The following is a 13,993-nucleotide window of genomic DNA, read 5'->3' on the forward strand; positions in this document are numbered from 1 at the left end:
GGGAGGTGCGTGCGCGTCCCGCACGGGCCCGGCGTGCTCGGGCCCTCCCGGGGGTCAGCCGCGGGCCTCGCGGTGCGCGGCCGCGCGGCGTACGAAGATCTCGTGGAGGTCCCGGGCGGCCCTCGGCACGGAGGCGGAGCGCGGGCGCTGGAGCACCATCACGACCTCGGTCCCGTCGCCCGCCAATGGGCGGCAGGTGAGCGCGCCGCTGCGCTCCAACGGGTCGCCCATCACGCTGTAGTCCGGCAGCACGGTGGCCCCCAGCCCCTCGGCCACCATCAGCTTGCCCATTTCCGCGCCGTCGGTGGAGTACGAGAAGGACGGCTCGCGGCCCTTGAGCAGGCGGTGCACGAAGCGGTGCATGACGTAGCCGGAGCGCATCACGATCAGCGGCTGGGACAGCAGGTCGCCCACCCCCACCTCGTTCAGCTCGGCCAGGGGATTGTCCGGCCGGATGCACACCACCGGCCGGCCGCGCAGGAGTTCGGTGGTGTGTACGTCCGGCGGCAGGTCGTCGCCGCGGAGGTAGTTGACGAGGCCGAGGTCGAGGCTGCCCTCCAGCAGTGAGCGGTGGATCTCGGCCTGCTGCGCGCCGATCACCTCGGCCTGCGTCGCCGGATGACCGGCCCGGAACTCGCGGATGGTCGGCACCAGCAGCGGGACGGTGGCCGCGTTGACCGTTCCCAGCCGCACCATGCGGCTGATGTGCAGCTGGTCGTCGGCCGCCCGGCGCAGCTTGTCGACCGAGTCGAGCACGCCGATGATGTGCGGCAGCAGCTCCCTGCCGTCGTCACTGATCTTCGCGCCGGAACGCTTGCGCTCAAGAATGTCGACGCCGAGTTCGCGCTCCAGATTCCGAACGGTTTCGCTCAGCGCGGGCTGCGAAAGATGCAGTTCCTCCGCGGCTTTGCGCAGCGAACCGAGCCGGGTCACGGCGGCAATGTATTCCAACTGCTCGATCCGCACGAGAACGCACCCCCGGCACCGATAACGACCCCGGCCGGACCGCCGGGCAACAATTCAAGGAAAACCCTATCACCACCTCGTCGATCCATATCGGCTGCTCAACTCCGCAAACGCGCCGTCGCATAGGCGCGAATCTCGGCGGCCGCGACCTTTCCATTGCCGGAATGTATTGCCGGAATGTGACGCACCATTGCGCGGAGATGACGCTTTCATAAGCAGGCAATATCGGCTCCACCTCAGTCCCTCCTCAACCCTCCCTGCGCGATACTCAAGAATGTGGCACGGGTCCGCCATTCCCCTGGAATTCCCGGCTCGTCCCTCCATCCGGGCAGATCCCCTGCTCCCCCCGCACCGGCGGAGTACGGACCACGGACGCCGCGGGTCACCGAGCCGCAGCCGCAGCCGCATGGCCGGACCGCGCCGGCCTGGCGGACGTACGATCCGGACCGGGCCGGAAACCGCGGCCGCACCGCAGCAGGAAAGGTTGGTCCCATGGTCAGCGCGCTCCCGTCGTTCGCCGATGCCCTCGCCGCGGGCCCGGTGGTCCTGGACGGCGGCCTGTCCCAGCAGTTGGATTCGGCGGGGCACGATCTGAGCGATGCGCTGTGGTCGGCCCGGCTGCTCGCCGAGGATCCGGAGGCAGTGGTCCGCGCGCATCTCGCGTTCTACGAGGCGGGGGCGCAGGTCGCGATCACCTCCAGCTACCAGGCGACGTTCGAGGGCTTCGCCCGGCGCGGCATCGGCCACGACGAGGCGGCCGCGCTGCTGGCCCGGAGCGTGGAGCTGGCGCGCGAGGCGGCGCGGCGCGCCACGGCGGGCGGGGTGGCGGGGCCGCTGTTCGTCGCCGCGTCGGCAGGTCCCTACGGGGCGATGCTGGCGGACGGTTCGGAGTACCGCGGCCGCTACGGCCTGTCCGTCGCGGAGCTGGAGCGCTTCCACCGCCCGCGCCTTGAGGTGCTGGCGGCGGCGCGGCCCGATGTGCTGGCACTGGAGACGGTGCCGGACGTGGACGAGGCCCGTGCGCTGCTGCGGGCGGTCCGAGGGCTCGGCACACCGGCCTGGCTGTCGTACAGCATCGAGGGCGGCCGTACCCGCGCCGGGCAGCCGCTGGACGAGGCGTTCGCGGTGGCCGCCGACGCGGACGAGGTGATCGCGGTGGGTGTCAACTGCTGCGCCCCGCAGGACGTGGACCGTGCGGTGGAGGTGGCCGTGCGGGTCGCCGGCAAGCCGGTGGTGGTCTATCCCAACAGCGGGGAACACTGGGACGCGGCGGCGCGGGTGTGGTGCGGGACCGCGGCATTCCGCGCGGGGCGGGTCGCCGGGTGGGCGGCGGCGGGGGCCCGGCTGATCGGCGGCTGCTGCCGGGTCGGCCCGGACGCGATCGTCGGACTGGCGGCGCAGCTGCGGCGTTGAGATCCGAGGGGGCAAACACGGGCCTTGACGGCGGTGGTTGCGGGCCGCGCCCGGACGCAGCCACCGCCGGGCGGTCCACTCAGCTCAGGGGCTTGCTGAGCTTCTTGGTGCCGGTCCTGTTGCCCATCAGGCTGCAGCTGACGGTCTTGATGCCGATCTTGTAGCCACTGACGTTGGGGAACTGGACGTAGGTGCCCTCGGCCGTGCCCGCCGGCTGCTCCGCCGCCTTGCTCTCCAGCTCGCTCTTGCAGAGGGACGCCGCCTTCTGCTTGATGGCGGAGCTGGTGGTGTAGCCGGAGTCGAGCTGGTGGGTGGAGACGACCTCGGCGTCGTGCGGACCGTTGCAGGAGGCGGAGTTGTTGTTGCCGCCGCCGTCGGCGGCCAGGTCGTAGCAGTCGCCGACCTTGAGCCGGAAGAACGGGATGGTGCCGTCGCTCGGCGAGGGCAGCGCGCCGGCCGGGTTCGTGGGCGAGGGCTCGTCGCTGGGTGCCGCGTCCTCGGTGGGGGCGGCGTCGGTCGTGGAACTCGACGCGGGCTGGGCCCGGTTGTCGTGGTCGTCGCCCCCACTGTTGGCCATCACCACGGCCACGATCACCGCGGCCACCACGACGACCCCGCCGCCGATGATCGCCGCGATGGTCTTGCCGTTGCCGTTGCCGCCGGGCGGGCCGGGCGGCTGCTGCCAGCCACCGGGTCCGCCGGGGCCGTAGCCCGCGCCACCGGCGGGCGGGCCGAAGCCACCGGGCGGCGGGCCCCCGGCCTGCGGGTAGCCGCCCGGCCCGTAACCGCCCTGTCCGTAACCGCCCTGGGCCGGTCCGCCGGTGCCGTAGCCGCCGGCGGGCGGGCCGAAGCCGCCGGAGCCGTCGTTCGGGGGCTGGTTCGGCGGCGGGGGCGGAGGAGGCGGGTAGCTCATGGCAGAAATGATCGCTTCTTTGCGGGGTCTTGGGAAAGTCCGTGACCGAGCTGGTACATACAACGGCTGAAATGTCCGGCGATTGGGCACGGTTGGCCACAGCCGTCCGTTCCCACCCTACGGCCCGGAGGTTTCCCGTGTTCATCGACCTGCCCCTGGACGAACTGCGCGGCTACCGCCCGCCGCTGCCCGAACCCGCCGGATTCGACGCGTTCTGGCAGCGCACCCTGGAAGAGGCACGCGCGCACGCCCTCGACCCCCGCTTCGCCGCGGCGGATGCCGGGCTGCCCGTGCTGCACGCCTGTGACGTGGAGTTCTCCGGCTTCGGCGGCCACCGGATCCGCGGCTGGTTCCTGGCACCGCGGCAGGCGGACGGGCCGCTTCCGTGCGTGGTGCAGTACCTCGGCTACGGCGGCGGCCGGCAGCAGCTGCACGACTGGCTGCTGTGGCCGTGCGCCGGATACGCGACGCTGGTGATGGACACCCGGGGGCAGAGCGGCCCCAACCGCCCCGGGGACACCCCCGATCCGGTCGCCTCCCCGAATCCGGGTGTGCCCGGCAAGATGACCCAGGGGCTGCTGGATCCCGACGCCTATTACTTCCGCCGGCTGTTCACCGACGCGGTCCGCGCGGTGGAGGCGGCGCGCGCCCATGACGCGGTGGACGCGGGCCGGATCGTGGTCGCGGGCGGCAGCCAGGGCGGCGCGTGTGCGCTGGCGGTGGCGGGACTGGTGCCGGATCTCGCCGCCGCCCTGATCGATGTGCCGTTCCTGTCCGACATCCGGCGCGCACTCGACCTCACCGACGCCGGCCCGTACGGCGAACTGGTCCACTACTTCGCGGGCGAGCGCGGCCGCATCGACCACGCCCTGGCGACGCTCGACCATTTCGACGGGCTGAACTTCGCCGCCCGCGCGCAGGCCCCCGCGCTCTTCGGCACCGCGCTGCGGGACGCCATCACCCCGCCGTCCACCGGCTTCGCCGCGTACCACCACTACGCGGGCGAGAAGGAGCAGCGGGTGTGGCGGTTCAACGGGCACGAGGGCGGCGGCGGGCACCAGCGGGAGGAGCAGATCGGCTTCCTGCGCCGCCTGTTCGGCCGGGCCGCCGCCGGGGAAGCCGCCGACGGCTGACCCCGTCGGACCCCGCGCGCCGGGCCTTCCGCATTTTCCGCAGGGCCGAACTACTATGCGGCAGCGCACCGTGGAGCCTCCCGGGAGCGCCGTCGGCATCCGGTCGCCGGCCCGAGCCGGGCCCGGCTCCGACACCACCCCAGGAACGAAGGCCCGGGGCACCGGCCGGGCAGAGGGAGAGAGCGCGATGGGCGCACAGTCGGCGGGACCGCTCGTCGTCGGCGTGGACAGCTCGACCCAGTCCACCAAGACACTGGTCGTGGACGCGGCGACCGGCGTGGTCGTCGCCCGCGGGCAGGCGCCGCACACGGTCAGCGGCGGTGACGGCAAGGAGAGCGACCCCGCGCAGTGGTGGCGGGCGCTGGGCGAGGCGCTGCGGCAGTGCGGCGCCGCGGCACGGCAGGCCACCGCGCTGTCCGTCGCCGGGCAGCAGCACGGCCTGGTCACGCTGGATGCCGCGGGCGCTCCGGTGCGTCCCGCCCTGCTCTGGAACGACGTCCGGCCGGCGCCGCAGAGCGCGCGGCTGATCGAAGAGCTGGGCGGCGCGAAGGCGTGGGCCGAGCGGGTCGGGAGCGTGCCTGCGCCCGCGTTCACGGTGGCCAAGTGGGCCTGGCTGCGGGCCAACGAGCCGGCCGCTGCCGCCGCGACGAGGGCGGTGCGGCTGCCGCACGACTACCTCACCGAGCGGCTCACCGGCGAGGCCGTCACGGACCGCGGCGACGCGTCCGGCACCGGCTGGTGGGCGTCGTCGACCGAGTCCTACGACACCGCGATCCTCGACCACGTCGGTCTTGACCCCGCGGCGCTGGCGCGCGTGGCCCTCCCTGGCGAGGCGGCGGGCACCGTCCGTGCCGATGATCTGCCGCTGCCCCGCGGCGCGTTGGTGGCGGCCGGCACCGGCGACAACATGGCGGCCGCCCTCGGCCTCGGGCTGCGCCCGGGTCAGCCGGTGCTGAGCCTGGGCACCTCGGGGACGGTGTACGCGGTTTCCGGGCGCCGCCCCGTGGATCCGTCCGGTACGGTCGCCGGTTTCGCCGATGCCCGTGGCGACTGGCTGCCGCTCGCCTGCACCCTCAACTGCACTCTCGCCGTGGACCGGATCGCCGCGCTCCTGGGCCGGGACCGCGAGGCCGTCGAGCCCGGTGGCGAGGCGGTGGTCCTGCCGTTCCTCGACGGTGAGCGCACCCCGAACCTGCCAGGCGCCTCGGGCCTGGTGCACGGTCTGCGGCACGACACCACGGCCGGGCAGCTGCTTCAAGCGGCGTACGACGGCGCGGTGTTCGCGCTGCTGAAGGCGCTGGACCAGGTGCTGGACGGGGACGCGGCGGACGACACGCCGCTGCTGCTGATCGGCGGCGGCGCGCAGGGCAGGGCCTGGCGGGAGACCGTGCGGCGGCTGTCCGGCCGGCCGGTCGCGGTGCCCGACGCACAGGAGCTGGTCGCTCTCGGCGCCGCGGCACAGGCGGCGGGGCTGCTGCTGGGCGAGGATCCGGCGGCGGTGGCGCGCCGTTGGGAGACGGCCCGCGGCGCACGGTACGCGGCGCGGGAGCGGGACGCGGCCGCCTGGGAACGGCTGGCCGGCACGCTGGCGGACGGGGACGCACTGCTGCGCAGGTGAGGGGCCGCCGCACCCGGCGCCCCGGGGTACATGCCCCTCATCTGCCGCCTGGGGCGGGCGCTGACGCCCCGTACGGGGGCGCCTGCCCGCCCCGCGACCCACCCGCCCCGCTACGGCATCCGAGTGATCTCATGTCACTTTTCTGACGCTTCTGACCTGCGAAATTCCTTCTTTGGTCGGGCCATTGACGGATCGGCCACACCCTTGGCAGGGGACGCGCCGTTGCGCATCATGAACACAGGCCGCACATGTCATGTACGCGCCCCCTCGGCCCTGTCAGGAGTCCGCATGGAACCCGACCGCCAGCACCCGGCCCGCCGGCGACTGCTCACCGGCGCCGCCGCACTCGCCGCTGCCGCCGCACTCACCCCGCTCGCCGCCACCTCCGCCCGCGCCACGTCCGGCACCCGCACCCCGCGCGCCACGGCATATCCCCCCACTCACTGGAACCCCGCCAACGCCGCCAACTACACGGCCGCCGACCGCCCGACGGAGTACCCGGTCGACATGGTCGTGGTGCACGTGACGCAGGAGACGTACGCCGACACCATCAAGCTCTTCCAGGATCCGACCCACAAGGCGACCGCCCACTACGTCGTCCGGTCGTCCGACGGCTACCTCGCCTCGTGCGTACGCGAACACGACGTCGCCTGGCACGCCGGCAACTGGGACTACAACACCCGCAGCATCGGCATCGAGCACGAAGGCTGGGTGGACGATCCCGCCTGGTTCACCGACGCGCTGTACCAGCATTCCGCCCGGCTGACCGCGGCCGTCTGCGACCGCTACGGCATCCCCAAGGACCGCACCCACATCATCGGCCACGTCGAAGTGCCCGGCACCGACCACACCGACCCGGGCCAGTACTGGGACTGGGCGCGCTACATGCAACTGGTCACCGGCGCATCCTGACGCACCACCCGTACCACCGCACCCGGCCGCCGGCGCGCGGCGGCCGGGTGACGCGGCGGCCGTTCACCACTTCTACGGATTCACGACATCCCCGGTCCATAGTGAACTTCCATGACACATGGGACAGTTGGCATGACCTCAGGGGGCATCGTGAGACGGCGATACGGACAGATCCGGGCGGCGCTGACGGTAGTGGTGGCATGGGGCGTGCTGGCCGGGGCCGGAGCAGCCGAGGGCGCGCGGGCCACCGCCGCACCCGGCGCGCTCCACCGGTCACCGGCCGTCCGGCTGGCACCCGGCGTGCAGTACACCGCATTCCGCACGACGACACCCCGCGGGGTCGCGCACGGCCATCTGCTGACGGTGGACCTGGGCGCGCCGCAGGTATCGGTGGACCTGCTGTACCCGGGGGCGGTCGGCGCACGGGCCGCGGTGTCCCGGCTGGCCGCCGGGCGCCGGGCGGTCGGCGCCGTCAACGGCGACTTCTTCCACATCACCGAGACCCAGCACCCCGGCGTCGAGCCCACCGGCGCCCCGGACGGCCCGGCGGTCTCCTCCGGACGGCCCCTGAAGGCCGCGGTGCCCGACGGGCAGCGCTTCGGCCCCGCGCTGCCGCCCGGCACGACCACCGAGGACGTGCTCGGCGTCGGCCGCGACCGGCGGGCGCGCCTCGACCGGCTCTCCCTGCGCGGCGCCGTACTGACCGGCCGCCGCACGCTGCCGCTGCGCGGGCTCAACCAGTACGCGCTGCCGGTCAACGGCATCGGCGCGTACACCTCCCGCTGGGGCACGACCTCCCGGGTGCGCGCCACCTGCGGCACCGACACCGACCGCGCCGCGCCGTGCAGCGCCTCGACGTACGAGGTCACGGTCCGCCGCGGCCGGGTGCGCACGGCGGCACGACTGCCGGGCAGTGGCGCCATCGCGCCGGGGAGCATGGTGCTGGTCGGCCGGGAAGAGGGGGCGCGCCGGCTGCGCGCGCTGCGGCCGGGCGATCCGGTGCGCGTCCGCCACCGCCTCGTCGGCCGGGGCGGCTCGCCGCTGCGGTTCGCGGTCGGCGGCTTCCCCGTGCTGCGGGACACCCGCCCGGTGCCGGGCCTGGACACGACTACCCGTGCGGTGCGGACGGGCGCGGGCATCGGGCACGGCGGCCGCCGGCTCTACCTGCTGTCCCTGGACGGCGCTCCGGGCGAACCGGGGCTGACGGTCGCCGAACTGGCCGATGTGCTGGGCAGGTTGGGGGCGCGGGACGGCGTGGATCTGGACGGCGGCGGCTCATCGACCCTGGTCACCCGCGCATCGGGCAGCGCGGACACCGTCGTCCGCAACCATCCGTCGGGTGGCGCCGAGCGGCCGGTGGCGAACGCGGTCGGGGTCTTCTCGGCCGGCTGAACGGCCGCGCCGCCCGGGAGGCCGCGGGCGGCGGTGCGGCGGCGCGCCGCCGTCGTCACGGACGCAGGCCGCTGACGACGTCCGCCGCTCCGGCCAGGCCGTGATGGATGTCCGGGGCGAGACTGCTGCCCGCCAGGTAGAAGCCGAGCAGGCCGCACACGATGGCGTGCGAAAGCTTGAGTTTTCCGCTGCGCAGAAAGATCGCCGTCAGGATCAGCAGCAGCAGGATGACCGAGATCGAAATAGCCATGGGACACCTCCTGGACCGCCGCCCGAACGGACGGCTACGAGTGGCCAGTTTGGCGCATTTCGGCATATATCAGCCTCGTCACCAGGTGCGCCGTTCAGGTGATCACTACGGGTCACGCCCCTCGACCCGCCCCCGGCGCCCCGACACCACGGGCAGCAGTGTGGCGTGGATCACGTCACCTTGGGCAACGAGTCTTCGCCATCCGTCGTCTTAGCGGCCGACGGCGCCGATACTCCCCCGCCTCGACGCACCGCTCCCGCTGACGAAAGCACCACCATGAGCCAGACCCCGTGCCCCAGCCGCCTCCGGCCCACCGGGCTCCGGCACGCCGTTCTCACGCTGCTTCCGGTGCTCGGCCTCGGCGCGCTGACCGCCTGCGGCTCCGCCGCCGCGTCCCCCGCCAAGGGCGACCCGGTACGCGTGACGCTGGGCGCGGCGAGCGGCACCCGTACCGTGCAGGCGGGCGACCGGCTCACGGTGACGGCGTCCGGCGGGGTGCTGACGAAGGTGACGGTCACCGATCCGGAGGGCCGGCAGCTGGCGGGCGGGCTCGGGGACGGCGGGACGGTCTGGACCTCGGGGGCCAAGGCGGCGCCCGACACCAAATACTCGGTCCTCGCGCGGACCAGGAATCCGCAGGGCGGCACCGGCGAGGCCAAGGAATCGGTGACCACGGGCAAGGCCGGCAAGTTCAACAAGCTGACGCTGCGACCCGGCTCGCAGGGCGCCGTCACCGGCGTCGCCCAGCCCGTCTCGGTCACCTTCGACTTCCCGGTGACCGACCGTGCGGAGGTGGAGAAGCACCTGAAGGTGACCACCGACAACCACACCACCGGGTCGTGGGGCTGGGTGCGCACCGCATCGGGCAAGGACCGGATCGACTGGCGCCCCAAGGACTACTGGAAGCCCGGCACCCGGGTCGGGCTGCAGACCGGCCTCGACGGGGTGGACTCCGGCGGCGGCCGCTACTTCGCCAAGGACCACGACCTGCACTTCACGATCGGCCGCAGCCGGGTCGTCAAGGTCGATCTCGACAGCGGGCGGCTGACGTTCGTCGAGGACGGCAAGGCCGTCAAGCGGTTCCCGGTCACCACCGGCGCGGACGGCACGAAGCAGCCGCGGACCGGCGTCTTCCCGCTGACCGGCCGCGACGTCTCGGCCGCCGGTCCTTCCGGGCCCGTACTGCCGGGCGCCGCCTGCCACCGCGCGCCGGACGGCGCGGCCCGGCCCGCGCCGTCCGGGAGACCCGCGTCCGCGGCACCCGGGGACGTACCGCACCGGGTCCGGGCCGGCGCAGGCTGCATCGGGGTCTCACAGGAGGCCGCCGACTGGCTGCGCGCCCGGCTGGCACCGGGTGACCCCTTCGAGATCTCCGGTTCATCCGCGGGAGGGAGTGCCGACACCGACCACCGGACCCCAGACTGGACGATCGACTGGTCGCGATGGCAGCGCCTGAGCGCCCTGGCGTCGACCAACTGACCTCTTCAGAGCCTAATGTGACGGAATGAGCACCGTGCAGGACCAGGATCAACTCACGGGGTGGCGGCGCTTCCGGCGCCGCGTCCCCAACGGCTTCGCCATCATCTTCAGTGTGCTGGGGCTGTTCTGCGCCATCACAGCGCTGTTCGGGCCGCTGCGGCGCGGACTCCATCCGGTGATCTACTGGCTGGACACTCTCACCATCCCGGTGGCGCCCAACTTCGCCTACGCCGTCTTCCTGTTCCTCCTGGGCGCGGCGATGACCGCGCGTAAACAGGTGGTGCTGTGGTTCGTGGTGGCGTACATGCTGCTGGTCGCCCTCGCGGACGCGCTGTTCCTCGCCGCGGGCTACTGGGAGTACGCGTTCTCGCTGGTGCTGTGCACCGGAGCCCTGCTCCTGCTGGTCGTCTCGCACCGCGAGTTCTACGCCATCACCCGGCGCGGTGCCTTCGCCCGTGCCGCGCTCGTCCTGGTCGGCGGGCTGGTCGCGGCGGTGCTGGTCGGCTGGGGCCTGGTCTCGCTGTTCCCCGGCTCGTTGGAAGCGGGCGGCGGCAACCGCCTGCTGTGGACGGCCAACCGCGTCTGCGGCGGTCTGGTCGGCGGCCGGCTCGTCGAGGGCTACCCGCCACACTGGCTCGGCACCCTGCTCGGCCTGTTCGGCGCGCTGGCGCTGCTGAACGCCGCCGCCACACTGTTCCGTTCGCAGCGCATGGAAGCGGCGCTGCACGGCGACGAAGAGGCCCGCATCCGCGCGCTGCTGGCGCGCTACGGCGGCGCGGACTCGCTCGGCTACTTCGCCACCCGCCGGGACAAGGCCGTGGTCTTCTCCCCCAGTGGCAAGGCCGCCGTCACCTACCGCGTCGAGGCCGGCGTCTGCCTGGCGAGCGGTGACCCGGTCGGCGACCGGGAGGCATGGACGCAGGCCATCGAGGCGTGGCTGGAGGTCGCCGGGCGCTACGGCTGGCAGCCGGCCGTCATGGGCGCGAGCGAGGACGGCGCGAAGGCGTTCGCCCGCTGCGGTCTCGGCGCGCTGCAACTCGGCGACGAGGCGATCCTGCACATCAAGGACTTCGAGCTGGACGGCCGCGACATGCGGGTGACCCGGCAGGCCGTCAACCGCGTGCAGCGGACCGGCGCCACCTTCCGGATAAGGCGCCACGCGGCGCTGTCCGACGAGGAGATGCGCGCGGTCATCGACCGGGCGGACGCCTGGCGCGACACCGAGACCGAGCGCGGCTTCTCGATGGCGCTGGACCGGCTCGGCGACCCGGAGGACGGCGACTGCCTGCTGGCCGAGGCATTCGACGGCGACGGCAAGATGATCGCGCTGCTGTCGTTCGTGCCCTGGGGCGACGACGGCATCTCGCTGGACGTGATGCGCCGCGACCGCAGCGCGCCCAACGGCGTCATGGAGTTCATGGTCGCGCAGCTGTGCGCGCAGGCCGGGCAGTTCGGCGTGCACCGGGTCTCGCTGAACTTCGCGGTGTTCCGGTCGGCGTTCGAGGAGGGCGCGCGGATCGGCGCGGGCCCGGTGCTGAAGTTCTGGCGCAAGCTGCTGCTGTTCTTCTCCAAGTGGTGGCAGCTGGAGGCCCTCTACCGCTCGAACGCCAAGTACAGCCCCGAGTGGTACCCGCGGTTCCTGTGCTACGCAGACGCCGGCGCGCTGGCCAGGATCGGCCTCGCCTCCGGCATCGCCGAAGGCTTCGTCGCCGTACCGAGCCTGGGCACGCTGTGGGGCAAGGGCCGCAAGAAGAAGCTGCTGGCCCCGGCCAGCACCGTGGGCCTGCCTTCGCTGCACGAACTGGGCCTGGTCAACGAGCCTGCCACCGCGGAGGAACAGCGCGAGCGGGAACTGGCCGCGCTGCCCGACCAGGTGCGCACCCGGCACCGCAAGCTGGAGCGGCTGCGCGCCGAGGGCGTCGACCCGTACCCGGTGGGCGTGCAGCGCACCCACACGCTCGCCGAGGTCCGCGACGAGCACCCGGGGCTCAAGGCCGGCGAGCACACCGGCAAGACGGTCAGCGTGGCCGGACGGGTGCTGCTCACCCGTGACCACGGCGGGGTGTTCTTCGCGGTACTGCGGGACTGGTCGGGCGACCTCCAGATCGCGCTGACCCGGGACGTCAGCGGCGATGAACTGCTGGACCGCTTCGGCTCCGACATCGACCTCGGCGACCACGTCGAGGCCGAGGGCGAGGTCGGCACCAGCGACCGCGGCGAGCTGACCGTGTTCGTCACGAAGTGGCGGCTGACGGCGAAGTGCCTGCGGCCGCTGCCGGACAAGCGGCGCGGTCTGTCCGACCCGGAGGCCAAGGTCCGCAGGCGCTATGTCGACCTGGTCGTCTCGCCGGACGCACGGGACACCGTACGGGCCCGCAGCACGGCCGTGCAGGCGCTGCGGCAGGGGCTGATCGACCGGGGATACCTGGAGGTCGAGACGCCGATGCTCCAGCAGATCCACGGCGGCGCCAACGCCCGCCCCTTCCACACCCACATCAACGCCTACGACCTCGACCTCTACCTGCGGATCGCGCCGGAGCTGTACCTCAAGCGGCTGTGCGTCGGCGGTATGGAGAAGGTCTTCGAGATGGGCCGGACCTTCCGCAACGAAGGCATCTCCTACAAGCACAACCCCGAGTTCACGATGCTGGAGGCGTACCAGGCGTTCGCCGACTACGACGTGATGCTCGACCTGACCCGGGAGCTGATCCAGGGCGCGGCCGTCGCCGCCTTCGGCAGTGCGACCGCGCGCAAGGCGGATGAGAACGGCCGGCTGGTCGAGCACGACATCTCCGGTATCTGGCCGGTCAAGACCGTCTACGGCGCGATCTCGGAGGCGCTGGGCGAGGCGGTCGACGCGGACACGAACCCGGATGTGCTGCGGCGGCTGTGCAACTCCGCCGCGGTGCCGGTGAAGCCGGAGATGGGCCGCGGGGACATCGTGCTGGAGATGTACGAGCGGCTGGTGGAGGAGCGCACGACGCTGCCGACCTTCTACAAGGACTTCCCCACCGACGTCTCGCCGCTGACCCGCCAGCACCGGGTGGACCCCCGGCTCGCCGAACGCTGGGACCTGGTCGCCTTCGGCACCGAACTGGGCACCGCCTACTCGGAGTTGACCGACCCGGTGGAGCAGCGCCGACGGCTGACCGCGCAGTCCCTGCTGGCGGCCGGCGGCGATGTGGAGGCGATGGAGCTGGACGAGGACTTCCTCCAGGCCCTCGAATACGCGATGCCGCCCACCGGCGGCCTCGGCATCGGCGTGGACCGGCTGGTCATGTTCCTCACCGGCCTGTCGATCCGCGAGACGCTCCCGTTCCCGCTGGTGCGGCGCCGCTGAGCGCCTGAACCGCACCCCACGGCCGCGCGTCCTTCCTCCGGGAGGGCGCGCGGCCGTGTCAGGTCTCGATGCCGAGCAGCGCGGGATCGGTGGCCAGTGCGGTGAAGCGGCCGCGCGGGTCGGTGAGCATCGTGCGGGCGGTGAGGTCCAGGAGGCCGCAGACCGCGTGCACTTCGGCGGCCGGGGTGCCGTCGGTCCTGACGATCCGCTGCTCGATCCGGAACGACTTGCCCTCGCCCCAGACGAACGCGCAGCTGACCGTGACCTCGTCGCCGGCCCGCAGCTCCCGCAGGTAGCGGATGGTGGTCTCCACCGTCACCGGGCCCATGCCCTGTGCCACCAGGGCGCTCTGCGGGATGCCGGCGGCCTGCAGCACCGACCAGCGGGCGTGTTCGGCGTACTGGAGGTACACCGCCTGGTTGAGGTGGCCCTGGGTGTCGGTCTCGTAGCCGCGGACGGTGACGTTCACGGTGAAGGGCGCTGTCCCGGCTGCCGGGTCCGTCACGATCACTCCCGCTGCTCTTCGGTGCCGGTCCGGCGGTCCGCCGACGGCGTGTTCCGGCCGTGCGTTCCCATC

General features: G+C 73.0%; 11 protein-coding genes. 7 read left to right on the forward strand and 4 right to left on the reverse strand.

Annotation, left to right across the window (positions count from 1 at the left end; genetic code table 11):
* Positions 1–54: 54 nt before the first annotated feature.
* On the reverse strand, positions 55–966 hold the full coding sequence (locus LIU39_RS02850) for a LysR family transcriptional regulator (RefSeq protein WP_227044154.1): 912 nt from the start codon (positions 964–966) through the stop codon (positions 55–57).
* A gap of 492 nt (positions 967–1,458) precedes the next feature.
* On the opposite strand from LIU39_RS02850, the gene mmuM reads away from it, so the two are divergent.
* Positions 1,459–2,379, forward strand: coding sequence for a homocysteine S-methyltransferase (gene mmuM / locus LIU39_RS02855; RefSeq protein ID WP_227044156.1), 921 nt, complete (start codon positions 1,459–1,461; stop codon positions 2,377–2,379).
* Positions 2,380–2,458: 79 nt separating this feature from the next.
* Here mmuM and LIU39_RS02860 read toward each other — a convergent pair whose 3' ends face one another.
* Positions 2,459–3,292, reverse strand: coding sequence for a hypothetical protein (locus tag LIU39_RS02860; RefSeq protein WP_227044158.1), 834 nt, complete (start codon positions 3,290–3,292; stop codon positions 2,459–2,461).
* Positions 3,293–3,429: 137 nt separating this feature from the next.
* Here LIU39_RS02860 and LIU39_RS02865 point away from each other — a divergent pair, with 137 nt between their 5' ends.
* The 4 genes from LIU39_RS02865 (at position 3,430) to LIU39_RS02880 (ending at position 8,347) form a co-directional block, all read left to right on the forward strand.
* Positions 3,430–4,425, forward strand: coding sequence for an acetylxylan esterase (locus LIU39_RS02865; RefSeq protein WP_227044160.1), 996 nt, complete (start codon positions 3,430–3,432; stop codon positions 4,423–4,425).
* Positions 4,426–4,612: 187 nt separating this feature from the next.
* A complete protein-coding gene (xylB, locus tag LIU39_RS02870) occupies positions 4,613–6,043 on the forward strand; it encodes a xylulokinase (protein ID WP_227044162.1) in 1,431 nt (476 codons plus the stop codon).
* Between the two features lie 288 nt (positions 6,044–6,331).
* On the forward strand, positions 6,332–6,955 hold the full coding sequence (locus LIU39_RS02875; protein WP_227044165.1) for an N-acetylmuramoyl-L-alanine amidase: 624 nt from the start codon (positions 6,332–6,334) through the stop codon (positions 6,953–6,955).
* Positions 6,956–7,087: 132 nt separating this feature from the next.
* A complete protein-coding gene (locus LIU39_RS02880; protein ID WP_372463785.1) occupies positions 7,088–8,347 on the forward strand; it encodes a phosphodiester glycosidase family protein in 1,260 nt (419 codons plus the stop codon).
* Positions 8,348–8,402: 55 nt separating this feature from the next.
* Here LIU39_RS02880 and LIU39_RS02885 read toward each other — a convergent pair whose 3' ends face one another.
* Complete coding sequence (locus LIU39_RS02885) at positions 8,403–8,597, reverse strand: hypothetical protein (protein WP_227044168.1); 195 nt, start codon at positions 8,595–8,597, stop codon at positions 8,403–8,405.
* Between the two features lie 276 nt (positions 8,598–8,873).
* Between LIU39_RS02885 and LIU39_RS02890 the strand changes: the two genes are divergently transcribed.
* Together LIU39_RS02890 and lysX are read left to right on the forward strand one after the other, a co-directional pair.
* The gene (locus LIU39_RS02890) at positions 8,874–10,076 is read left to right on the forward strand and encodes a L,D-transpeptidase family protein (protein WP_227044170.1); all 1,203 of its coding nucleotides are present in this window, start codon (positions 8,874–8,876) and stop codon (positions 10,074–10,076) included.
* A gap of 25 nt (positions 10,077–10,101) precedes the next feature.
* Complete coding sequence (gene lysX, locus LIU39_RS02895; protein WP_227044172.1) at positions 10,102–13,416, forward strand: bifunctional lysylphosphatidylglycerol synthetase/lysine--tRNA ligase LysX; 3,315 nt, start codon at positions 10,102–10,104, stop codon at positions 13,414–13,416.
* Positions 13,417–13,474: 58 nt separating this feature from the next.
* On the opposite strand, the gene LIU39_RS02900 is transcribed toward lysX, so the two are convergent.
* On the reverse strand, positions 13,475–13,924 hold the full coding sequence (locus LIU39_RS02900) for an acyl-CoA thioesterase (RefSeq protein ID WP_372463792.1): 450 nt from the start codon (positions 13,922–13,924) through the stop codon (positions 13,475–13,477).
* Positions 13,925–13,993 lie beyond the last annotated feature (69 nt).

The sequence above is a fragment of the Streptomyces pinistramenti genome (assembly GCF_020564935.1).
GTDB lineage: Bacteria > Actinomycetota > Actinomycetes > Streptomycetales > Streptomycetaceae > Streptomyces > Streptomyces pinistramenti.